Raw genomic sequence first — 22,673 nt, 5'->3', positions numbered from 1 at the left:
TTTGCTAGCCGCCTATGGCATTCAGCTTCTGGCGATACTGCTCGGCGTCCCAATTGACCAGTTCATCATTCTCGGCGGCGGTGAGATAGTTCAATCGTGCCGCGACATCGACGCGTGCCGTCACGTCGGCGAGGCAGCGCTGCATGGCGTCGGCCCCGGCGCTGGCGTCGCCGCGCATCAGCACCCCGTTGCCGGCAAACAGGATAGCCAAGGGTGCGCCGCCGAGCCGCGTGGTGATACCGGCCGCATCCTCGCCCGGTCTCGCCACCACCGAGCCCTGGCCGAGGAAGATGACATGGTCCGGATAGAGGCTGCCGGCTTCAGCCATGCGGCGGCTTTCCGGATCGAGTGCGACCGCATGGGCTTCGGCATCCGCCGGCAATCGGTAGATGCTGTCGGCGGCAAGCGCCGTCAGAGCCGCGATATCGGGTGCGGCGGTCGCGCGCGCCGGGCGCGCCAGCAGCGAGCGGACGCGGCGGAGCAGGCGGTCCGCCTCGGCGACGGTTTCGGCGGCGACGACCAGCCCGTGATTGCCAAGGATCAGCACGTCGACACCAGGCCGCAGCTTCTCGGCAATGCCGCGGGCAAGCGGCAGGCCTGGCCGGAAGTAGGGTACGTAAGCCCATTCGATGCCGGCGAGCCGCCTGGCAACCTCGGCCTCGCCATCGGCCTGCACGGCAAGCGAAATCGTGTCGACGCAGTGCACATGCAGCACCACGCGTTGCGGCATCAAGGCGTGCACCGTGGTTTCGATCGACGGACGCAGGCCGCGCGGATTGAGTTCATCGATGGCAAAGGCCTGCGGCGTGTCGGCGGCCGGATCGCGATCGTCGACGGCCTTGAGCAGCGGCGCCATCGCCACCGGCACCATGATGTCGTCGCTGAGCGCATCCTTCAGCCAGGTGCCGGAGGCCTTGATCCACAGCGTGTCGCCGGCCTTGAGCGAAGTGTTGCCGCCCGCAGCCTGCGTCATATGCGGGTTGAGCCCGATGCTGGCCGAAAGCGCCCGCAAGGCTGCCAGTTCCTGCGCATCAGCTTGGGTTGCCATGGCGCCTTTCCCTCAACGCTTGCGCGAAATCCCGTCGCCCGGGCCGCTGTTGGCGCTGATATCGCAGATATGAGTGATCTACGTCAACAGTGATCTACTATCGTCAAAACTGGCTTGCAATCTGACTAATGTTGAGTAAGTTGCGCCAATTGCCATGAAAAAATGGCATTGGGAGGAAAAAGTTGAGCGACCTCGGCCGCCAGCGTCAGATCGTCGAATTGCTGCGGGACCGCCCGTTCGCCTCGGTGCGCGAGCTGCAGGAGCGGCTTGGCGTTTCGGCGGCGACGGTGCGGCGCGATATCGACAGGATCGACGAGGCCGGCGAGGCGCGGAAGGTCTATGGCGGCATCTCGGCGCTCGATGGCGCTTCACAGGCGGGCGTTGCCTATGCCCGGCCCTATGACGAAAATCGCGACCTTGCGGTCGAGGCCAAGCGGCAGATCGCCGCTCTTGCAGCGACCATGGTGCGGGACGGTGACGCGGTCATCGTCCATGGCGGCTCGACGTGTTTCCATCTCGGCGTCAAGCTCGCCGACCGCAACATCCGCCTCTACACCAATTCGATGCCGCTCGCAGCCTATCTCAGCGACCATGGCCATTGCAGCCTGACGGTTGCCGGCGGCGACCTGCATCGCGAGCCCGGCATCATCCATTCCCTGACCCAGGCGACGCCCTTCTATGCCTCGAAATTCTTTCTCGGCGCGCAAGGCCTCAACCAGGAGGGGCTGCTGGAATCGCATCCGCTGCTGGTGCGCTCCATTGTCGACCTCAGCCTCTGCGCCGACCAGATCGTGGTGCTGGCCGACAGCCGCAAACTGTCGATCCACGCCCGCAATGTCGCCCTGCCGCTGTCGCGCATCGGCACGCTGGTGACTGACGACGGCCTCTCCGATGCCGACGCGCGCATGCTAGAGGACGCCGGCGTCATGGTGCGGATTGCCTCTACCTCGGGAGCCGTCCCGTGAAAGTGGCGGTGCTCGATTTCGGCAAGACCAATTCGAAGCTGTTTGTCTTCGGCCAGGACGGACTCATCCTCGACGAGCGCCGCACCCAGCCGAAATGGACGCGCCAAAACGGTTTCAGCGTGCTCGACGAGGCCGAACTCCATGATTGGGCGCTCGGTGCCCTCGCCGACGTGGTCGAAAACCATGGCTTGGACGGGGTGATGGTGTCGGGCCATGGCTGCACCTTTGCCCTGGTGGACGACACGGCGCTGACGCATCCGATACTCGACTACGAGCAGGAGCCGCCGGCCGAAATCGCTGCCCAAATTGATCGCCGCATTCCAGATTTCGCCGAGACCTTCTCGCCGCGCCTGCCGCTCGGCTTCAACTATGGCCGTCACATGCTGTGGCTGCAGGCGGTCGATCCCGGCGCGTTCGCGACGGCGACATCGATCCTCGGCTATCCCCAGTACTGGAGCTGGCGCCTCGGTGGCCGGCCGGTCAGCGAAGTGTCCTATCTTGGCTGCCATTCGCATTTGTGGGCGCCGCGCCAGCGTGACTTTTCCTCGCTGGTCGATGCCGAGGGATGGCGCGGCCAAATGCCGGCCTTCGCGCGCGCCGGCGCGGTCATCGGCGAGCGGCGTCTTGGCGACGCGGCGCGGCCAATCGCCATCCACAATGGGGTCCACGATTCGAATGCGGCACTCTATGCCTATCGCCGGCAGGAGCTTGGCCCGCTGACCGTCGTCTCGACCGGCACCTGGGTCATCGTGCTCAATCCCGACTGCCCGCTGGACGTGCTCGACCGTGACCGCGACATGCTGGTCAATGTCGATGTCGATGGCGGCCCGGTGCCGACCATCCGCTTCATGGGCGGTCGCGAATTCGCCACCATTAGCGGCGGCTGGCAAGGCGCGATCCCGCATGGCTCGATCCAACAAGTGATCGATGCCGGCATCATGGCGATGCCGGGTTTCGCGCCGGGCGGGCCGATGCCGGACCGTCCCGGCCGGCTGGTCGGGCGCACGCCCGATGCCGGAGAACGCGCGGCCGTGGCGCTGCTTTATGTGGCGCTGATGGTCGATCTCTGCCTCGACCTGATCCATTCGCAAAACACCGTCATCGTCGATGGCGGGCTGAATACGGGCGGCCTGCTGGCCGGGCTGCTGGCGCAACTGCGCCCCGGCCAGAGCTTTCTGCAGGGCGCTTCGCTTGAAGGAAGCGCCACGGGGGCGGCAGCACTCGCTTTCGAAAGCGTCGGCCGCGACTTTGCCGCCGAGGCGCCGGAGCCGGTGCATGCGACGCGCTTCGGTGGCCTCGCCGGCTACCGCGATGGCTGGCGCGATCTCGTTGCCGGGCACGGTAGCGTCGCCAAGACGGCGGGAGGCGCGCGATGATCGCGACGGCCAAGACCGAGACGGCGCGCCGGCCGGTGCTGGAGATGCGCCACATCTCCAAGACGTTCGGCGCAGTCCGTGCCTTGCAGGATGTGTCGCTGTCCGTTCACGCCGGTGAAGTCCATGCGCTGATGGGTGAAAACGGCGCCGGCAAGTCGACATTGATGAAGGTGCTGTCGGGTGCCTATCGTCCGGATACAGGCGGCGAGATCCTGATCGATGGCGTGCTCGCCGCGACCGGCGATCCGGTCAAGGCGCGCGCCAGCGGCATCGCGGTGATCTATCAGGAACTGTCGCTGGCGCCCAATCTGACGGTGGCGCAGAACATCTTCCTCGGCAACGAGCCGCGGCGCTTCGGCATCGTCGACCGCGACCAGTGCAGCCGGCGCGCGAACGACATCATCGCGCGGCTCGGCGTCTCCTTCTCGGCGCGTGCGCTGGTTTCCAGCCTGTCGCTCGGCGAGCGCCAGCTGGTCGAGATCGCCCGGGCGCTGTCGACCAATGCCCGCATCATCGTCATGGACGAGCCGACCACGTCGCTGACCTCGCGCGAGACCGACCGGCTGTTCGAGGTGATCGCGACGCTGAAGGCGCAAGGCATCGCCATCATCTACATCAGCCATCGCATGGAAGAGGTCTACCAGCTCGCCGACCGCGTCAGCGTGCTGCGCGACAGCGGCTATGTCGGCACGCTGGAGCGCGCCGACCTCAACGCCTCGCGGCTGGTGTCGATGATGGTCGGCCGCGATCTCTCTGCCTTCTACAAGAAGGACCATCGCCCGCCGGACGAAAAGCGCGCCGTCGCGCTCTCGGTGCGCGGCATGTCCGACGGCCGTCTGCTGAAGAACTGCTCGTTCGACCTGCATAAGGGCGAGGTGCTGGCGCTGGCGGGTCTCGTCGGCTCCGGCCGCACCGAACTCGCCCGGCTAATCTTCGGCGCCGACAGGCGGACATCAGGCACGCTGGAACTCGACGGCAAGCCTGTCACCATCGGTTCGCCGCGCGAGGCGCTCGATGCCGGCATCGCCTACCTCACCGAGGACCGCAAGGAACTCGGCCTGTTCCTCGACATGTCTATTTCCGACAACATCAGCATGGGCGTGCTGGCCAGGGATGCGCGGGCTGGCGGATTTCGCGACTTCAGCGCCGCCGACAGGCGCGCGGCGAAGGCCATCGCGTACCTGTCGATCCGCACCCGCTCGGCGCAGGCCAGTGCCGGCTCGCTGTCGGGCGGCAACCAGCAGAAGGTGCTGCTCGCCCGGCTGCTGGAGACCGAGCCGAAGGTCGTCATCCTCGATGAGCCGACCCGCGGCGTCGATGTCGGCGCCAAGTCGGAAATCTACCGGCTGATCGACAATCTCGCCAACAGCGGCATCGCCATCCTGATGATTTCCAGCGAATTGCCCGAGGTGATCGGCGTCGCCGACCGTGTGCTGGTGATGCGCGACGGCGCTATCGCAGGCGAGGTGACGGCATCCGAAGGCGAGCCGCTGCGCCAGGAGGCGATCATGGAACTTGCGACGGGAGCGGCCAAGGGATGACCGACAGAATGACGACAAGCGTGGATCAGGCGACGGTCAGGAGCCGGCGGCTGCGCACGGCCTTTGCCGCGCTCGGCATGCTGCCGGTGCTGGTGCTGCTGGCAGCGGGCTTCCAGTTCATCAATCCGCGTTTCCTGACCGAGACCAACCTGCTGATCGTCACGCAGCAATCGTCGATCAACATCGTGCTTGCCGCCGGCATGACCTTCGTCATCCTGACCGGCGGCATCGACCTGTCCGTCGGTTCCATCCTCGCCGCCGCGGCGATGGTGGCGGTGATGGTGTCGCTGGTGCCGGACTGGGGCATGCTCGGCGTGCCGGCGGCCATTCTGGCCGGTCTCGGCTTCGGCCTCATCAACGGGCTGCTCGTCGCCTATATCAGGCTGCCGCCCTTCATCGTCACGCTGGGTTCACTGACCGCCGTGCGCGGCGTTGCCCGCCTGCTCGGGCAGGACACGACCGTGTTCAATTCGGACCTGCCGTTCGACTTCATCGGCAATGGTTCGCTGTTCGGCATCCCCTGGCTGGTCGTCATCGCGCTCACCGTGGTGGTGCTGTCCTGGCTGGTGCTCAAGCGCACCGTGCTCGGCACCTGGATCTATGCCGTCGGCGGCAATGCCGAGGCGGCGCGGCTGACCGGCATCAAGGTGCCGTTGGTGCTGCTCTTCGTCTATGGCGTGTCCGGCCTGCTCGCCGGCCTCGGCGGCGCCATGTCGGCGGCGAGGCTCTACGCCGCCAACGGCCTGCAGCTCGGCCAGTCCTACGAACTCGACGCCATCGCCGCCGTCATCCTCGGCGGCACCAGTTTCGTCGGCGGCGTCGGCTCGATCTGGGGCACGCTGATCGGCGGCCTGATCATCGCGGTGCTGTCCAACGGGCTCATCTTGGCCGGTGTTTCGGACATCTGGCAGTACATCATCAAGGGATTGGTCATCATCGTGGCGGTCGCCCTCGACCGCTACCGACTCCAGGCAGGGGCGAGAACGTGAGTGACCTGGTCGCCGGCATCAACGACCGGCATGTGTAACGCACCGTGAGAGGCGCGGTGCATCGGAGGAAGTAAGCGTAATGAAGACCATCACCAAACTGCTCTGCGGCGCCGCTTTCGCGGCCGTCGCCATCGCGCCGGCATCGGCCAAGGACCTCAACAAGGTCGGCATCTCGGTCGGCCTGCTCGGCAACCCCTTCTTCGTCGCCACCATCAAGGGCATCGAGGACGCGGCCAAGAAGATCAATCCGAAGGTCGAGGTGACGTCGGTGTCCGCCGACTATGACCTCAACAAGCAGGTTTCGCAGGTCGATTCCTTCATCGCCGCAGGCGTCGACGTGATCATGCTCAATGCGGTCGACGCCAAGGCGATCGCGCCGGCGGTGAAGAAGGCACAAGCTGCCGGCATCATCGTTGCCGCCTTCGACGTCTCGGCGCCAGGCGCCGACGTCACCGTGATGACCAACAACGTCAAGGCCGGCGAGGAGGCCTGCCAGTATCTGGTCGACCACACCGGCGGCAAGGGCGACTACGTCATCCTCAACGGCCCGGCATCGTCGTCGATCCTGGAGCGGGTCAAGGGATGCAAGAACGTGCTTGCGCAGCATGCCGACATCAAGATCCTGTCCGACGACCAGAACGCCGAAGGCTCGCGTGATGGCGGCCTGAAAGTGTTCCAGTCGCTGCTGACCCGCTTCGACAAGATCGACGCGGTGTTCGCCATCAACGATCCGACAGCGATCGGCGCCCAGCTCGCCGCCAAGCAGCTCAACCGCTCGGAGTTCATCTTCACCGCGGTCGACGGCGCGCCCGATATCGAAAAGGAGCTCTCTTCCGGCAAGTCGATGATCAAGGCCTCGGCCTCGCAGGACCCCTATGTGATGGCTGGCCAGTCGCTGACGATGGCGGCTGAATTGCTCGCCGGCAAGAAGCCGGCGGAGCCGATCGTGCTGCTCGATCCCAAGCTGATCACCGCCGAGAACCTGAAGGACTACAAGGGCTGGACCGCGGCCCGCTGATCACTCCAACAAGCGCGGCCGGGCTCATCCGGCCGCGCTCATCCTCATAGCCGTTAACCGGAGACGATCATGTCGCGCATCGGAATCCATTCTTTCGTCTGGTCGGCAAGCTCGGCGCAAAGCGAGCTCGAACGCACGCTGGCCAACACCAGGGAGGCCGGCTTCGAGCTGATCGAATTCTCCTATCTCGACCCGGCTAATGTCGACATTGGCGGGCTTGCCAAGCGCATCGCCGATCTCGGTCTCGGCATGGCGATCAGCATCGGATTGCCCGCTGATGGCGACATATCGAGCGCCGACAAGGCGGTTGCCGCGCGCGGTGTCGAAATCCTCAACCAGACCATTGCGCTGACGCGCGACCTTGGCGGCCGCAAGGTCGCCGGCATTCTGTCGACCGGCCACGGCTTGCAGGTCGAGGCGCCGACGCGCGATCAATGGAATCGCAGCGCCGCAGCGCTGGCCAAGGTCGCCGAGACGGCAAAGGCAGCCGGCGTCACGCTCAATCTCGAAATCGTCAACCGCTTCGAGAGCAATCTGCTCAACACCGTAGCGCAAGGGCTCGCCTTCATCGAGGACACCGGTTCGGACAACATCTTCCTGCATCTCGACACGTTCCACATGAACATCGAGGAGGCCGATGTCGGGCTGGCCATCCGCCACGCCGCGGGCAAGATCGGCTATGTCCATATCGGCGAGAGCCATCGCGGCTTTCTCGGCACCGGCAATATCGACTTCGCAGCGATATTCGATGCGCTGACAGCGATCGGCTATGCCGATGATCTCAGCTTCGAATCCTTCTCGTCGGAGATCGTCGACGAGAACCTGTCGAAGAAGACCGCGATCTGGCGCAATCTGTGGACCGACAATATGGCGCTCGCCAAGCACGCCCGCGCCTTCATCGGCCTCGGGCTGGAGACGGCGCGGCGCAAGGCGGAACTGGTCTCGGCCCAGCACAAGCCGTAGGGCGGCCCCCGGGCAGCAGGACTTCCCAAGCTGCGTGAACGCCGCTCGTTCTCACGCGGCATGCATTGCTCCCGTCATGTGCATGGGCTATCCGACCCTCTGCGATACATGAAGCAGAAGGAGCCAGGCATGACGAACAAGACGATCCTCAAATTCGGCCCCGTCGAACACGCCGAAGCCGGCGACCTGCCTGGCTGGATCGTGGTCGAGGGCCACCCGACCATGCAGACCGCCGTCCAGCACACGACCGCGGACGGCAAGGTCATCTCGGGCACGTGGCGGGCGTCGCCCGGCACCTATCACGCGACCTACACCGACTATGAGTTCGTGCACATGATCGCCGGCCGCATCATCATCACTCCTGACGGCGGCACGCCGGTCGAAGTCGGCCCCGGCGACGCCTTCGTGGTGGAAGCCGATTTCAAGGGAACCTGGAAGATCATCGAGCCGGTGACCAAGCATTTTGTGGTCAGGGTTGGCTGAGCCTGCCAAGCTCGATCGCAATCGAAGCAACAAGAAACCCGCCATGGTTTGCCATGGCGGGTTTTTCTTTGCCGCATTGGCTCCGGCTGCTTTTGCCTGGCAATCGGCCTTCGGATGACCAATGCACCGTAATGGGTCAGGAGGTCTGGCATGGCATTTGCTCCTGTGGCAACGCGGCTGGGAAGCCGCCTTGATCCACGGCCCCGTCGCCTTACCGCGAAGTCGGGCCCTTTCGGTGGTTGGCAAAGATGTATTTTCCACAGTTCCTCATTGGAATGACCACGACGTCGGTATCCGCCGCGATCTCGGCCTATCTCAAAACGGGTTCGCTATGGGCCGCCCTTGCATGGGCCGCCGCCAGCGCAATTTTGTTGCAGATCGGCTATTTTGTGCTGGTTGTCAGGCTGGTCTATCGGCCCGCAACTTCTGAGGGGACGACGGCAGGCCATGATGCAAATCAGTCCGAGGTCCGGCTGCCAGTGCGCCTGCTTACGCTCATTGCCGTAGCCATACTTGCCACCGCAGTGATGACAGACATGACCCGTGCTGATGACGATGATGCTTACTTCGACTGCGTCATCGGCAAGGCCGAGGCAATCATGAAGAAGCAAACGCACAAGGATGCCGAAGCGGCGCTGGAGAAGGCGTACGCGCTGTGCCAGCAGATAGAGTCTTCCGAGCAAGCAGATATCGGCAATGGACTGCCGTTGCCGGAACATCTTCAGGACCTATATCCCCTAGCGAATTTGTGATCAGCCCGGCTCCGGAATTGTCTGCCGCACCAGCGGTGTTCCGATACGGTCGCGCCTCCGCAGCTAGAGGATAGTTTGTATGAGAAGGTTCGACTCCACGACCAAGCTGTTGGCCATGACGGCCTTGATGGTCCTCCATCAAGGGCTGGCAATGGCGCAGATGCCGGCACAGCAGCCGGATGCCAAGTCGTTCAAACTCGGCAAGCTCGACATTGTCGCCCTGCACGACGCCCAGTTCGTCAAACCCAACGATGGCAAGACCTTCGGCATCGACCACAGCCCTGCTGAAGTCGGCGATGTGCTCAAGGCAGCGGGGGCGCCGACCGATACCATCACGCTGAGCGTCGACGCCTTGCTGGTGAAATCGAAGAACAGCGTCATCCTGATCGACACCGGTGTCGGCGGCGCGCTGCAGGACAGTCTGGCAAAAGCGGGGCTCAAAGCCGGCGAAGTCAATGAGATCCTGATCACCCATTCTCACCCCGACCATATAGGCGGGCTGGTCAAGGACGGCAAATTGGCCTTCCCCAATGCCACGATACGCATGTCGGACGTAGAGTGGAATTTCGCCAAGTCCAACAAGGACGTGGCCGACATCGTCAAGGTCATCGCCGACCATGTGAAACCCTCCAAGGCCGGCACCCAGGTGGCGCCCGGCATCACCTCCGTATCACTCAAGGGCCACACTCCGGGCCATGTCGGCTACCAGATCAAATCCGGGAAGGCCCGGCTGTTCGATATCGGCGATACCGTGCACAGCTCGATCCTTTCGCTCGCCAAGCCGGACTGGGCCGTGGCCTTCGACGGCGACAAGCCGGAAGCGGAGCAGAACAGGGCCAAGACGCTGGCGAAACTGGCCAAAGACCACGAAATGATCTTCGCACCGCACTTCCCGTTCCCGGGTGTCGGCCACATCGAGAAGGACGGCGATCACTTCAAATGGGCGCCGAGCGAGTAGGGCGTCTCCTGTGTGACGGGCCGAGCAGCGCCGGATGGACCGCCGCCGCTGCTCGGCCGCCACCAACGTCAATAGTGGATAGAACCCATTGCCCCGCCGCCACAGGCGATCGCGTCGCCGTTGATGGCAACGCTCCGAGGTGAGGCCAGGAAAGCAACAACGTCGGCGACCTCGGACATATCGACGATGCGGCCGATCGTGACATTGGCGGCCAGACGCCGTTCGATTTCCTCAGGCGCCACACCGCCCGACGCGGCGCGGGCTGCGACAAGGGGAGCGGTCTTTTCGGTGCGAGTGAGACCGGGATGGACCACTGTTACATTGATCCCCTTCGGCCCCAATTCGTCGGCCAGGTTCTTGGTCAGGGCCGCGACCGCGACATTGCGGATCGAGCCGATGATCGAGCCTGTCTGGCGCGCGGCGAGACCGCTTATGTTGATGATTCGCCCCCAACCGGCGGCGGCCATATGGGGAGCCGCCTCGCGTGCTGTGCGAAGATAGCCCATCACCTTGACGTCCACGTCATCCCAGAACAGATCGTCGGTGATCTCGGCCAGCTTTGGCGGCGGTGCCTGGCCGCCCGGCTTTGCCGCGGCATTGACCAGGATGTCGAGGCCGCCGAGCGCTGCGACCGTTCCCGCCACCAGCGCCCGCACGGAGCCGTCGTCCTGCGTGTCGACGGTCAGTCCGACGATCTTGCGCCCAGTCTCGGCCGCCAGTTCGCGTACAGCGACGTCCAGATCGGCCGCCTTGCGGGCCGCGATGACGACATCCACGCCTTCAAGCGCCAGTTGCCGGGCGATTGCGCGGCCGATTCCCTTGCTGCCGCCCGTGACCAGTGCGCGTTTGCCGTTCAGGTGCAGATCCATGGCTTGTTTTCCTCGGACGATAGGGGCACGCGGTGGTGTTTATTGCGCAGTCTTGGATCGACGGATGCCCGGTATTGGTTTCGGGCGTCAGATCGCCAGAAACTTGCGAATAGCGTCGACGATCACCTGATCCTGCGGCTCGATGTCGGAGCCGTAGCGGCCGGCGACGGTCCCCTTCCGATCGACCAGAAACTTCTCGAAGTTCCAACTGACTTCGTCTGACGTGCGCGAAGCGCTGCTTCCGCCCTGTCGGCTGGGCAGCGTGCTACCCGGTTTGAAGACAGCCTTTGGCTGTGCCTCGATCAAGGCCTGATAGAGCGGGTGTTTCTGGGGACCTTTCACCGCGATCTTGGCGAGCACCGGGAATTCTACACCGTAGGTCAGCCTGCAGAAGTCCTGGATCTCCGCGTCCGTGCCTGGTTCCTGGCCGGCGAAATCATTGGCCGGAAAGCCAAGCACCACCAGGCCCTGGTCGCGATGCGACCGGTAGAGCGCTTCCAGCCCGTCATATTGCCTGGTGAAGCCGCATTTGGAGGCGACATTGACGATCAGCACGACCTTGCCGGCATGTTCGGCAAGGCTCGTGTTTGAGCCATCGGCGCGGCTGAATGGAATGTCGTAGATCGAGGCTGTCATAGGCAAAATTCCCTGCATGCAATATCGCTCTCGTACATTGGTGCCTTTGTCGTTCCCGTCAAGGAAAGCAGCTCTCCAGAACCAGATTGCCGGGCATTTGAGAAACAGCCCCATGTTCGCTGCCGTGGCGGGTCGGGCCGCATCGATGCTTCCAGTCTCATTCGCAAACGGGGTCTTGGTACCTCGCAAACCGGCGCTGAGATCATCTGATTGATCCCAGCTGGATAGCCATACCGCTGGCTCTTCACAGCGAGAGCCTTCCGGAAGACCACGAGAGGGCGGCATTGCTTCCGATCATCACGCCGAGCATCTTGGCAAAGGAATTGCCACCTCGAAACCTGCGACGGCCAGCTTTCAAGGCAAAAGGTAAAGTGCGAATTCGCTAAGCGTTTGAAAATGCGTGGTGATTCCGACAGGAATCGAACCTGTGACCTACAGATTAGGAATCTGCCGCTCTATCCTACTGAGCTACGGGACCACGCGGCCCAACACATAGCCACTTCGAGGTGTGATGGTCGCCCGCGCTGCTCGATCGTCGACGAGCTTTCCGGCAGCCATGACGCTGGGCCGGCCATGCGGCCCAAACGCCGCATTGACCCAGCCGGGAATCGGCAGTCTTCTCAGGATCGCCTCTAGAGTTGTTCGCCGTTTCACGGCAACGGCGAGGCTCTATTACTTTGTTTTGACGCAATTCCGGACGGAGACCGGTTCACACCTTTCCTGCCATTGCTCTAGTTCAACGGCTGATCGAGGAGACGACAGATGCATCGGCGTGGTTTTCTGGCGGCAGGTCTTGCGACGGTTCTTGTGAGCGAGCGTGCCGTTGCCCAGATGAAGATGGACGCCATGCCCGGCATGGATATGGGCGATCAAGCAGGCCACGACATGGGCGCGGCGCGGCAAGGCGCGGCCGTTTTGCCTGAAGGCGAGGCGTTGCGTGAATTGCCCCTGCTGGCGAACGAAGCCAGTGCGCCCGGCCTGTTCAAGGCAACGCTGACAGCCGGATCCGCCACGGTGCGTTTTGCGGAAGGACTGGACACGCCGATCCTCGGTTACAACGGCACCAGCCCCGGGCCGCTGATCGAGGCGGTCGAGGGTGACCGCGTCGAGATCAGCTTTGCCAACCGGATTGCGGACGAGCCAAGCACCATCCACTGGCACGGCATGCCGGTGCCGGCCGACCAGGACGGCAATCCGATGGACCCGGTCCCGACCGGCACCGATCGCATCTACAGTTTCGACCTGCCGGAAGGCAGCGCCGGCTCTTACTGGTATCACCCGCATCCGCACGGCAAGACGGCCGAGCAGGTCTATCGCGGCCTTGCCGGCGCGTTCGTCGTCAAGCCGAAGGCCGATCCGATCCCGGCCGCCTATGGCGACACCGTGCTCGTCTTCACCGACCTGCGCCTTGCCGCCGATGGCACCTTGCCCGACAATACGATGACGGACCTGATGAACGGGCGCGTCGGCGACCATGTGCTGGTCAACGGACAGAAGAATCCGACACTGATGGTCCCCCTTGGCACGAAGCGGCGCTTCCGGTTCTACAATGCGACCAACGCGCGCTTTTTGCGGCTCTCGTTTGGCGCTGCGGCGATGACGATCATCGGAACGGACGGCGGTCTGCTGGAGGCCCCAGTCGCAGCCGGGGACATCCTGCTCAGCCCGGCGGAACGGCTTGAACTGGTCGTCTCTTTCGAGAAACCCGGCGTGGCGACGCTTACCACGCTAGACTATGACCGCGGCTGGATGGGTCCAGGGCGGCCTGCCGATGCCGGGCTGACGCTGCTGACGGTCAATGTCTCGCAGACTGAGGCGGCCCCGGTTCCGCCACTGCCCGACAGGCTGCGACCGATCGCGCAGCTCGGCACTCCTGTCGTCAGCCGGCGCTTCGTCTTCACCGAAACCATGACCATGAACGCCAGCGGCATGGAGATGGGGTTCCTGATCAATGGCGCGGCATTCGACATGAACCGCATCGACGTCATCGCCAAGGCAGGCGAGGTCGAACTCTGGGAGATCGTCAACGAGGCGGACATGGATCATCCATTCCATGTGCATGGGACGCAGTTCCAGGTGATCGAGCACGAACGTGGCGGCAGCATATCAAAGCCGGCCTATCGCGCCTGGAAAGACACCGTCAATGTCGCGCGCGGAGAGACGGTGCGGCTGCTGTTGCGGCAGGACCGGCCGGGGCCGAGGATGTATCACTGCCACATCCTCGAGCATGAGCAGCTCGGCATGATGGGTATTGTCGACGTGCAGGCATAGTCCGGCGTGGTGGCGCTCTATGGCGCGTTGTTCATCAGCGCGTTCCTCGCCGCAACCGTCCTGCCGGTCTCGTCGGAGGCGGTGCTTGCCGGCCTTGTCGTCTCCGGCCGTGGTGATCCCGCGCTGCTCCTTGCCGTTGCCACGATCGGCAATACGCTCGGCTCCGTGGTGAACTGGATTCTGGGGCATGGCATCGACACGCTGCGGAACAGGCGCTGGTTCCCTGTCACTCCCGATCGCTATGAGCAGGCATGCAGAACGTTCCAGCGCTTTGGCAAATGGACACTGTTGTTTGCGTGGCTGCCGGTTGTCGGAGATGCTCTCACGCTTGCGGCGGGTGCCGCACGCGTGAACCTCGGCGTGTTCGTTGCTCTTGTCGCGATAGGCAAGGCCGCACGCTATGCGCTGATCATTGCGGGAGGGTTGTGGGCGACGGCGTGATCAGCCGGTCATCATCTATTCACGAGAGGCCGTGTTCGAACGGCCGAAGACCATGCTTTGCATGACACCATCGCGCAACAGCACGAAATGCGCCAGGGCAGCCAGGGCGTGAACACCGGCAAGCCCAAGCAGTATCCAGACCAGCTTGGCATGGACGAACGCGAAGCCCCTTGCTGACAGCGTGCCGACGGATGGTGCCAACGGTACAGGCAGGCTTCCGAAAAGGCGTGCGGGAGGCATGAAGGGCATTGGCCGGTAGCCCAGCCACCCCGTTATCAGGACGGCGAGGATCGTGATGTAGAGAAACATGTGGAAGAAAGCCGTCGCAAACCGCAGGAATCGTGAGGTTGGCCTGACAGGGGCCCGGGTGAAGCTACGCCAGCAAAGCCTGAGGACGATGATGGCCAGGATGGTCACGCCGATCGACATGTGAATCGGCAGCCGGTTCATCATCGTCATCCCCGGCCCTCTCATCGGTCCGAAGGCAATGGCGATCTGCGCCGCGAGCGCGATCACGGTCAGCCAATGCAGCAGACGAATGCCGAAATGCCAATGCGGGCGAGGGACCTCTCTCACCTCGACGGCTCGACGTCTATCAAGGGTGTGCATGAGGGCGTGATGTCTTCGTCCTCCCCAACGGACTTGATTTCGCAAAAAAGGTACGGTGCTTCTTCGCTAAGCCATTGAAAATGCATGGCGATCCCGACAGGAATCGAACCTGTGACCTACAGATTAGGAATCTGCCGCTCTATCCTACTGAGCTACGGGACCACGCAGCCCGACACATAGCCGCTTCGGATCGTTTCGCCAAGAGGCCGGCCGAACGCAAATCGGCCGGCTCTTTGGCAGCAGGCCTCAGGCGGCGAGCGCGGTTTCCGCCAATTTCACCCAGTAGCTCATGCCGTGCGGGATGGCCTCGTCGTTGAAGTCATAGTTCGGGTTGTGAAGGCCGGCAGTGTCGCCATTGCCGATGAAGATGAAGGCGCCGGGGCGAGCTTCCAGCATGTAGGAGAAATCCTCGCCGCCCATCACCGGCTGGATGCCGCGGTGGACTTGGGCGTCGCCGGCGACATTGGCCGCGACGTCGCTGGCAAAGACCGTCTCTTCGGCATGGTTGAAGGTGACGGGGTAATTTGCCTGGTAGTCGACCTCGATCTTGGCGCCGAACGCGGTCGCCAGGCCGTCGCAGATGGTGCGGATGCGCTCTTCGGATTTCTTGGCGATCTCCTTGCGCAAGGTGCGCACGGTGCCGGCGATCTCGGCCGATTCGGGAATGATGTTGTAGGCGTCGCCGGCATGGAATTTGGTCACCGACACCACCACGGCCTCGACCGGATCGGTGCTGCGCGAGGCGATCGTCTGCAGCGCACCGACCAGCTGGCTGGTGATGACGATCGGATCGATCGTGCCATGCGGCATCGCGGCATGGCCGCCCCGGCCCTTCACGGTGATGGTGAATTCGGCCGTCGCTGCCATGATCGGGCCCGGGCGGATGGCGAACTGGCCGACAGGCAGGCCCGGCATGTTGTGCATGCCGAACACTTTTGCGATGTCGAAGCGCTCCATCATGCCGTCCTTGACCATTTCGTTGCCGCCGCCGCCGCCTTCCTCCGCCGGCTGGAAGATCACCGCCACGGAACCGGCGAAATTGCGCGTCTCGGCGAGGTATTTCGCAGCACCCAGCAGCATCGCCGTGTGGCCGTCATGGCCGCAGGCGTGCATCTTGCCGGGAACGGTCGAGGCGTAGGACTTGCCGGTGATTTCGTTGAGCGGCAGCGCATCCATGTCGGCGCGCAGGCCGATGGTGGCGCCTTCGCCCTGGCGGCCGCGGATGATGCCGACGACGCCGGTCTTGCCGAGGCCGGTGACCACATCGTCGCAACCGAACTCTTTCAGCTTTTCGGTGACGAAAGCCGCCGTCTTGAAGACGTCGAAGTTCAGTTCCGGTGTCTGGTGCAGATGCCGGCGCCAGCCGGCGACTTCGTCCTGCATTTCGGCGGCGCGGTTCAGGATTGGCATGATGGTTCCATTTCGTCGTTGGAGCAGCCGGCTTCAGCCTGGTATTTTGTAATTGTGCCCGGGTTTTACAATTGTGCCCGGGGTTTTGGAATTGTGATTGTCAGGCACTTTGCCATGTTGGCGTCACATAGGGTAAATAGCACCGCACCAATGCGGTCCGTTTTTGAGGGTCGGACTCATTATGCTGGCGGTCACGTAACGAAATCTTACGGAGCCAGGGGCAATCAGGGCAAGAGGCGATTTCGGATTCGATCATGCGGCACAGGCATTTCCTCAAACTATTCTCGGCTGGCGCAATCATGCTGTCGGTCCTGGCCGGGTCGGCGCTGGCCAATCCGGTGGTTGTCTTCGACCTGAAGAACGGCCAGATCCTGCAGCATCAGGATGCCTTCAAGCGCTGGTATCCGGCGTCGCTGAGCAAGCTGATGACCGCCTATGTGACCTTCCGGGCGATCGCTGCCGGCGAAGTCCAGCTCGATTCACCGATCAAGGTGACGAAACACTCGGCCGGCGAGCCGCCGAGCAAGATGGGTTTCAAACCCGGCTCGGTGATGCGGCTCGACAATGCGCTGAAGATGATGCTGGTCAAATCGGCCAATGACATCGCCATGGCGGTCGGCGAGAATGTCGGCGGCTCGCAGGCCGCCTTCGCCGAAAGGATGAATGCCGAGGCGACCCGGCTCGGCATGAACGGCACCCATTTCGTCAACCCGAACGGCCTCTACTCGCCCGACCAGTACACGACGGCGCGCGACCTTTCGGTGCTGGTGATGGCGATCCGCCGCGAGTTTCCGCAATATGCGCCGTGGTTCTCGATCGAGGGCCTTGCCGTCGGCAAGAAGGCCATTCCGAATTACAATCTCCTGATCGGCCGCTATCCCGGCGCCGATGGCATGAAGACGGGCTTTGTCTGCCCTTCCGGCTTCAACATGATCGGCTCGGCGACGCGCAACGGGCGCACGCTGGTCGCGGTCGTGCTTGGCGAGAAGTCGGCGGTCAGCCGCGCCGAGGCTGCGGCAAAATTGCTCGACCAGGGCTTCGACACGCCGGCCGCCGGCACCGCCACCATCGCAACGCTGGCGCCTTACGGCGACACGGTCTCGCCCAACGACATGCATGACGAGATCTGCAAGAAGAAGACGAAGGAGGAGCAGTCGGAAGCACCGCCGGCCGAGGCTCCCAAGGATGTGCCGAAGTCGCCCTATCAGGAAAAGCTCGACCATGTGCCGACGCTGGTTGCCGTCGGCCTCGGCGGTGCTACCGGTCCGGCGCCGAAGGCGATGCTCGACCAGGGCGGCCAGGAATATGCCGACGTGCCGATCCCGAGCTGGCGGCCTGACAAGCCACTGCCGACCGGCGCCGACCCGGCTGTGGTGGGTTCAGCAGCCCAGGGTGATCAGCCGGTCAAGGCCGCGAACTAAGCTGATGAGCGGCTTTCCGATCCCTGTCTCGGTGCTGACTGGCTTCCTCGGTGCCGGCAAGACGACATTGCTCAACCGACTCTTGAAGGATCCGGCGCTGGTCGACACGGCTGTGATCATCAATGAGTATGGCGAGGTGGCGATCGACCATCTGCTGGTCGAGCAGTCTTCCGACGGCATCATCCAGCTTTCGGACGGCTGCCTGTGCTGCACCGTGCGTGGCGAACTGGTCGATACGCTGGCCGACCTGGTCGACCGGCTGCAGACCGGCCGCATCGCCCGCCTTGCCCGCGTCATCGTCGAGACCACGGGTCTTGCCGACCCGGCGCCGGTGCTGCAGTCGATCATGGCGCATCCGGCACTTGTCCAGGCCTTCCGGCTTGACGGCGTCATCACGCTTGTCGACGCGGTCAATGGCAATGCCACGCTCGATGCGCATGTCGAGGCGGTCAAGCAGGTCGCCGTCGCCGACCGCATCGTGCTGAGCAAGGCCGACCTGGTGATCGATGCCGGTGACCTCGAAACACTGCGGAGCCGCTTGCGGGAGATCAATCCGGGTGCCGAACTGCTTGATGCTGGCAATTCAAAAACAGGCGTGGCGGCGCTGTTCGATTGCGGCCTCTACAATCCCGCCACCAAATCCGCCGACGTGCGCCGCTGGCTCGGCGAGGAAGCGGCGCACGATCACGACCATCACCATGACGGTCATGATCACGGGCATGACCACGATCACGATCATGGCCACCGACACGATCAGCGCGTGCGCTCCTATTCGCTGGTCCATGATGGTCCGGTGCCGTTTTCAGCCATAGAAATGTTCCTCGACCTGTTGCGTTCGACGCACGGCGAGAAGCTGCTGCGCATGAAGGGCGTTATTGAATTGCAGGAAGATCGGTCACGCCCGCTGGTTATCCACGGCGTGCAGAAGATCCTGCATCCGCCGGCAAGGCTGCCGGCCTGGCCTGACGGCCAACGCGGCACACGGCTGGTGCTGATCACACTCGACATGCCGGAAGACTATGTGCGCCGGCTGTTCGCCGCCTTCACCAACCGGCCGTCGATCGACACGCCCGACCGCGCGGCGCTGGAAAACAATCCGCTGGCGATTGCCGGAAGATAGCTGTTCAGATCGAAATTCAGACAGTCTCGCCGCGTTCAACCAGAAAGCGATGACCACCTAACATCGCCGCCGTTTCAATCAGCTGGTGGCCGGCGTCCGAACAGAAGGCGGGAATATCGATGACCGCCAGCGGGTCGGTGGTTTCGAGCCACAGCCGGCTGCCCGGCTGCATCCCCGACAGGCGTTTTTTCGCCTTGAGCACGGGAAGCGGGCAGTTCAGGCCCTTGAGGTCATAGATAGCGGTATCCGCGGCCAAGACCGGGCTCAGCCGCCGAACATGCCGAGCAGCTTGTTCTTCAGCTTGGTCACCCGGCTCTCATCGGCGCTTGCAGCTTGCGTTTCGGCTTCCGGCGCGGCCTCGGCGGGGGCGGCGATGGTGGCGGTGGCGACCGGGGCTTCCTTGGCGGCCTTGGCCGCTTCCTTTGCAGCCACGGCTTGCGCCTTGGCCGCTTCCTTCTCGGCCAGCGCCTGAGCCTTGGCGGCTTCCTTGGCCTGCTTGGCGGCCTCTATGGCGGCCAGCCTCTGCTCCTCGGCCTTCTGCTTGGCGGCTTTCTCGGCGTCGAGTGCAGCCATCTTGCGGCCCGCTGGCGAATCGATGCGGCCCATGCGCGCCGTCTCGGTCACTGTGCCGTCGTTGTTGAGCGACGGCGGATCGATCGGCACGCGCTCGCCACGCGCCCGGCGCTTCGACCAGTCGGAGACGATGCTGGCTTCCTTGACGCCGGCAATGGTCGGCTTGGGCGGCGGCACGCTGGCCTTGAGCGCGCCGTTGTACGCCGCGTCGTAGGTGCTCTGATAGGCGTTGTAGGCGCTCTTGAGCGAATCCGGCTGCGTGGTCGCCGGGCACGCTCCGGTCGGATCGAATGTCTGGCCGTCGGCGGCGACCTGGTTGAAGACGTAGCGCTTCTCGCAGACGTCCACCTTTGGCGGCACCTTGGTGATCTCGAAATTGTCGTAGCCGACCTTCAGCATCTTCCAGAATTCATAATTCGGGTCGTTGCGATAGCGCGCCATGTTGGCGGCGGTCATGCGGAACGGAAAGGCCTCGACCTGAAACTCGGTCTGCCCGCCCTGGAAGGCGTCGCGGCCGAAGGCATAGATCTGCTCGATCTGTGCGTCGGTCATCGAATAGCAGCCTGACGACGAACAGGCGCCGTGCACCATCAGGTTCTGGCCGGTGCGGCCGTTGGCCTTATCATAGGCGTTGGGAAAGCCGATGTTGAAGGACAGATGGTAGTTCGAGCGTGGGTTCATCTGCGCCGGGCGCACCGTGTAGAACCCTTCGGGCGCCTGGCGGTCGCCTTCGGTGTATTTCGGTCCGAGCTTGCCCGACCATTTGCAGATGTCGTAGCTCGCCACCATGTCGTAGCGACCGTTGGTCTTGGCCTTCCAGATCTCGAGCTTGCCCTCTTCTTTGAAGATGCGCGCCATCACCGACGAGGTGCGGATCATGCCCTTGGCCTTCATGTCGGCCAGGATTTTGTCCGGCAGCGGCTTGTTGGCTTCCGGGGCAAAGTCCTTCATCGACGAATCATTGCAGCCGGCGACGGCTATCGAGGCGGCGAGGACTCCGGTGCGGGCGAGCTTGGCAAACATGGATGCGACTATGTCTTTTCCCTCGGGCCAATGGCTTCGAAACGGCCGAGCCCGCATGCTGAACACTGACGGACCGTAAGCCCGTTAACCTTGAGAATTCCTTACCACAAGCCTCGGCCAATCGCTCGCGGCATTTTCATTGACCCGAATGCGGCGGCATTTTTGTGGCGAAATTGCTTATTGCCGCCACATTCCGACGGCCTTGTTCCGCTGTCAGCGGTCGTCAGAGGCTGCGGCCCATCGCCAGATATTTCTCGCGGCGCTGCTCGCGGAAGTCGGTGTTGGCGCCGGCAAATTCCTTCATCGTCTTGGCAATGAGGTCGCCGGTCGCGGCAATAACCGTTTCGGGGCCTCGCTGGGCGCCGCCCATCGGCTCGGGAATGATGGCGTCGATGATCTTCAATTGCAGAAGGTCCTGCGCGGTGATCTTCATATTGGTCGCCGCATCCTTCAAGCGGGTGGTGTCTCGCCACAGGATCGAGGCCGCCCCCTCAGGCGAAATCACCGAATAGATGGCATGTTCGAGCATGTAGACGCGGTTGGCGGTGGCGATGGCGATCGCGCCGCCCGAACCGCCTTCGCCGATGACCACCGAGATCGACGGCACTTTCAGGCCAAGGCAGGCTGAGGTCGAGCGCGCGATGGCTTCGGCCTGGCCACGTTCCTCCGCACTGACGCCGGGATAGGCGCCAGCGGTGTCGACCAAGGTCAGAAGCGGGATCTTGAAACGGTCGGCAAGCTCCATCAAACGCACCGCCTTGCGGTAGCCTTCGGGGCGCACGGAACCGAAATTGTGCTTTAGGCGGCTCGTCGTGTCCGAACCCTTTTCCTGGCCAATGATCGCAATCGGCTCGCCACGAAAGCGGGCAAAGCCGCCGACGATCGCCTGGTCCTCGCCGAAATTGCGGTCGCCGGCGAGCGGCGTGAAATCGCTGAACAGGCCCTTGATGTAGTCGACGCAGTGCGGCCTGTCGGAATGGCGCGCCACCTGTACCTTCTGCCACGGCGTCAGCGCCTTGTAGAGTTCGCGCAGCGCGTCGTGGGAACGCTTCTCGAGCCTGGTGATCTCATCGGCGACATCCACCGCCTCGCCGTTCTCGGCAAGCTTCTTGAGCTCGAGGATCTTGAGCTCAAGATCCTGCACCGGCTTTTCGAAATCGAGGTAATTGTACATGCTTGGGCGGACCGATATTTCGGAAGGCAAGGACTGCGGAACCGTTGAAACCAAGGCTCCGGGCGGCGAAATGTCGTCCTCACATAGCGATATGAGGCCTAGTCGGCAAGCGGATGATGATCGTTGACCAGCCGCACCAGCCGCTCTTCCAGCACATGGGTATAAATCTGTGTCGTCGATATGTCGGCATGGCCAAGCAGCTGCTGCACGGCCCTGAGATCGGCGCCGTTCTGCAGGAGATGGCTGGCGAAAGCATGGCGCAGCACGTGCGGCGATATCTTCGCCGAGGCGATGCCGGCGCGCGCCGCCAGCCCTTTCAGGTCGCGGGCAAAGACCTGGCGCGAGAGATAGCCGCTGTCGGAGGCTGCCGGAAACAGGAATGGGCTGTCGGCGAAGGTGGGCACCCCGGCCCGAGCGGCAAGCCATGCGCGCATTGCCGTGCGCGCCTTAGTCGACAGCGGCACCATGCGCTCCTTGTCGCCCTTGCCGCGCACCATGAAGAAACGGTCGTCGCGCTGCGCCACAGTCACCGGCAGGCCGACCAGCTCGGAAACGCGCAGGCCGGTGGCGTAGAGCACTTCGACCAGAGCATGCAGGCGCAGTGCCGCCAGCCTGTCGCTGTAGCCGAGCCCGGTGTCGCCGGCCTCGACTGCGGCGCGGTCGATCAGCCGGCCGGTGTCGGCCTCGCTCATCGTCTTGGGCAGCGGGCGGCCCTTTTTCGGGCTGTCCAGCGTGCCGGTCGGGTCGTCCGCGCGCAGGCCCTCTGCGTAAAGGAACTTGAAGAACTGGCGGATCGCCGACAGTTTGCGCGCCTGCGAGGTCGGCGCGAAGCCGCGCGCTGCGATGTCGTCGAGATAGGCGCGGATGTCGGCGGCGGCCGCACCGGCGAGCCCGCCACCGATCTCGCTCGAAGCGTCTTCGAGGTCGCGGCGGTACGAGGACAGCGTGTTCTCGGCAGCACCCCGCTCGGCGCTCATCATTTCCAGGAAGGCCTCGATGCGGGCGGCGCTGTTCATTTCCTGTTGATCAGTTT

At 63.6% G+C, this 22,673-nt stretch carries 22 protein-coding genes and 2 tRNA genes; 13 read left to right on the top strand and 11 right to left on the bottom strand.

Features of this window, described 5'->3' with window-relative positions; translation table 11 throughout:
* Window positions 1–4: 4 nt before the first annotated feature.
* A complete protein-coding gene (locus AC1D05_RS11245; protein WP_477440808.1) occupies window positions 5–1,048 on the bottom strand; it encodes a class II aldolase/adducin family protein in 1,044 nt (347 codons plus the stop codon).
* A 182-nt stretch (window positions 1,049–1,230) separates the two neighbouring features.
* Here AC1D05_RS11245 and AC1D05_RS11240 point away from each other — a divergent pair, with 182 nt between their 5' ends.
* The 9 genes from AC1D05_RS11240 to AC1D05_RS11200 all read left to right on the top strand — a co-directional run bounded on the left by AC1D05_RS11240 (window position 1,231) and on the right by AC1D05_RS11200 (window position 10,093).
* The gene (locus tag AC1D05_RS11240; RefSeq protein WP_477440807.1) at window positions 1,231–2,013 is read left to right on the top strand and encodes a DeoR/GlpR family DNA-binding transcription regulator; all 783 of its coding nucleotides are present in this window, start codon (window positions 1,231–1,233) and stop codon (window positions 2,011–2,013) included.
* On the top strand, window positions 2,010–3,389 hold the full coding sequence (locus AC1D05_RS11235) for an FGGY-family carbohydrate kinase (protein WP_477440806.1): 1,380 nt from the start codon (window positions 2,010–2,012) through the stop codon (window positions 3,387–3,389). Before AC1D05_RS11240 ends, AC1D05_RS11235 begins: the two co-directional genes overlap by 4 nt.
* Entirely contained in the window at window positions 3,386–4,930 is a 1,545-nt protein-coding gene (locus AC1D05_RS11230) for a sugar ABC transporter ATP-binding protein (RefSeq protein WP_477440805.1), read from the top strand. The genes AC1D05_RS11235 and AC1D05_RS11230 overlap by 4 nt, the downstream gene beginning before the upstream one ends.
* Window positions 4,927–5,919, top strand: coding sequence for an ABC transporter permease subunit (locus AC1D05_RS11225; RefSeq protein ID WP_477440804.1), 993 nt, complete (start codon window positions 4,927–4,929; stop codon window positions 5,917–5,919). The genes AC1D05_RS11230 and AC1D05_RS11225 overlap by 4 nt, the downstream gene beginning before the upstream one ends.
* A gap of 79 nt (window positions 5,920–5,998) precedes the next feature.
* On the top strand, window positions 5,999–6,937 hold the full coding sequence (locus tag AC1D05_RS11220; protein WP_477440803.1) for an ABC transporter substrate-binding protein: 939 nt from the start codon (window positions 5,999–6,001) through the stop codon (window positions 6,935–6,937).
* A gap of 69 nt (window positions 6,938–7,006) precedes the next feature.
* Complete coding sequence (locus AC1D05_RS11215) at window positions 7,007–7,900, top strand: sugar phosphate isomerase/epimerase family protein (RefSeq protein ID WP_477440802.1); 894 nt, start codon at window positions 7,007–7,009, stop codon at window positions 7,898–7,900.
* Window positions 7,901–8,029: 129 nt separating this feature from the next.
* Window positions 8,030–8,383, top strand: coding sequence for a cupin domain-containing protein (locus AC1D05_RS11210; RefSeq protein WP_027041788.1), 354 nt, complete (start codon window positions 8,030–8,032; stop codon window positions 8,381–8,383).
* A 248-nt stretch (window positions 8,384–8,631) separates the two neighbouring features.
* Window positions 8,632–9,135: a hypothetical protein gene (locus AC1D05_RS11205; RefSeq protein WP_477440801.1), complete on the top strand. Its 504-nt coding sequence runs from the start codon at window positions 8,632–8,634 to the stop codon at window positions 9,133–9,135.
* Window positions 9,136–9,214: 79 nt separating this feature from the next.
* Window positions 9,215–10,093: an MBL fold metallo-hydrolase gene (locus AC1D05_RS11200; RefSeq protein ID WP_477440800.1), complete on the top strand. Its 879-nt coding sequence runs from the start codon at window positions 9,215–9,217 to the stop codon at window positions 10,091–10,093.
* A gap of 68 nt (window positions 10,094–10,161) precedes the next feature.
* Here the strand turns inward: AC1D05_RS11200 and AC1D05_RS11195 are convergent, their stop codons facing one another.
* From AC1D05_RS11195 to AC1D05_RS11185, 3 genes are all read right to left on the bottom strand, one after another.
* Complete coding sequence (locus AC1D05_RS11195; protein WP_477440799.1) at window positions 10,162–10,962, bottom strand: SDR family NAD(P)-dependent oxidoreductase; 801 nt, start codon at window positions 10,960–10,962, stop codon at window positions 10,162–10,164.
* Window positions 10,963–11,049: 87 nt separating this feature from the next.
* Window positions 11,050–11,598, bottom strand: coding sequence for a glutathione peroxidase (locus AC1D05_RS11190; RefSeq protein ID WP_477440798.1), 549 nt, complete (start codon window positions 11,596–11,598; stop codon window positions 11,050–11,052).
* A gap of 401 nt (window positions 11,599–11,999) precedes the next feature.
* Window positions 12,000–12,076: transfer RNA gene (locus AC1D05_RS11185), tRNA-Arg, on the bottom strand.
* 284 nt (window positions 12,077–12,360) lie between these two features.
* On the opposite strand from AC1D05_RS11185, the gene AC1D05_RS11180 reads away from it, so the two are divergent.
* Window positions 12,361–13,869 carry a multicopper oxidase family protein gene (locus AC1D05_RS11180; RefSeq protein WP_477440797.1) on the top strand — a complete coding sequence of 503 codons (1,509 nt, stop codon included), beginning with the start codon at window positions 12,361–12,363 and terminating at the stop codon, window positions 13,867–13,869.
* A gap of 6 nt (window positions 13,870–13,875) precedes the next feature.
* Window positions 13,876–14,310: a YqaA family protein gene (locus tag AC1D05_RS11175; protein WP_477440796.1), complete on the top strand. Its 435-nt coding sequence runs from the start codon at window positions 13,876–13,878 to the stop codon at window positions 14,308–14,310.
* 15 nt (window positions 14,311–14,325) lie between these two features.
* On the opposite strand, the gene AC1D05_RS11170 is transcribed toward AC1D05_RS11175, so the two are convergent.
* The 3 genes from AC1D05_RS11170 to AC1D05_RS11160 form a co-directional block, all read right to left on the bottom strand.
* Window positions 14,326–14,919, bottom strand: a complete 594-nt coding sequence (locus tag AC1D05_RS11170; RefSeq protein ID WP_477440795.1) for a cytochrome b — start codon at window positions 14,917–14,919, stop codon at window positions 14,326–14,328.
* Between the two features lie 85 nt (window positions 14,920–15,004).
* Window positions 15,005–15,081 (bottom strand) — tRNA-Arg (locus AC1D05_RS11165).
* Window positions 15,082–15,165: 84 nt separating this feature from the next.
* A complete protein-coding gene (locus tag AC1D05_RS11160) occupies window positions 15,166–16,329 on the bottom strand; it encodes a M20 aminoacylase family protein (protein WP_477440794.1) in 1,164 nt (387 codons plus the stop codon).
* A gap of 254 nt (window positions 16,330–16,583) precedes the next feature.
* On the opposite strand from AC1D05_RS11160, the gene AC1D05_RS11155 reads away from it, so the two are divergent.
* Window positions 16,584–17,750, top strand: a complete 1,167-nt coding sequence (locus tag AC1D05_RS11155) for a D-alanyl-D-alanine carboxypeptidase family protein (protein ID WP_477440793.1) — start codon at window positions 16,584–16,586, stop codon at window positions 17,748–17,750.
* A gap of 4 nt (window positions 17,751–17,754) precedes the next feature.
* Window positions 17,755–18,870 carry a CobW family GTP-binding protein gene (locus AC1D05_RS11150; RefSeq protein WP_477440792.1) on the top strand — a complete coding sequence of 372 codons (1,116 nt, stop codon included), beginning with the start codon at window positions 17,755–17,757 and terminating at the stop codon, window positions 18,868–18,870.
* A gap of 16 nt (window positions 18,871–18,886) precedes the next feature.
* Here the strand turns inward: AC1D05_RS11150 and AC1D05_RS11145 are convergent, their stop codons facing one another.
* The 4 genes from AC1D05_RS11145 to AC1D05_RS11130 form a co-directional block, all read right to left on the bottom strand.
* Window positions 18,887–19,126 carry a sulfurtransferase TusA family protein gene (locus tag AC1D05_RS11145; RefSeq protein WP_477440791.1) on the bottom strand — a complete coding sequence of 80 codons (240 nt, stop codon included), beginning with the start codon at window positions 19,124–19,126 and terminating at the stop codon, window positions 18,887–18,889.
* Window positions 19,127–19,134: 8 nt separating this feature from the next.
* Window positions 19,135–20,466, bottom strand: a complete 1,332-nt coding sequence (locus AC1D05_RS11140; protein ID WP_477440790.1) for a L,D-transpeptidase family protein — start codon at window positions 20,464–20,466, stop codon at window positions 19,135–19,137.
* A 223-nt stretch (window positions 20,467–20,689) separates the two neighbouring features.
* Entirely contained in the window at window positions 20,690–21,640 is a 951-nt protein-coding gene (locus AC1D05_RS11135; RefSeq protein ID WP_477440789.1) for an acetyl-CoA carboxylase carboxyltransferase subunit alpha, read from the bottom strand.
* Between the two features lie 98 nt (window positions 21,641–21,738).
* Window positions 21,739–22,656: a site-specific tyrosine recombinase XerD gene (locus AC1D05_RS11130; protein WP_477440788.1), complete on the bottom strand. Its 918-nt coding sequence runs from the start codon at window positions 22,654–22,656 to the stop codon at window positions 21,739–21,741.
* Window positions 22,657–22,673: the final 17 nt, after the last annotated feature.

This window comes from Mesorhizobium sp. P2_E9 (assembly GCF_056403815.1).
Note: the sequence above shows the minus strand (reverse complement) of the source record. Positions and strands in the feature narration are given on the sequence as shown.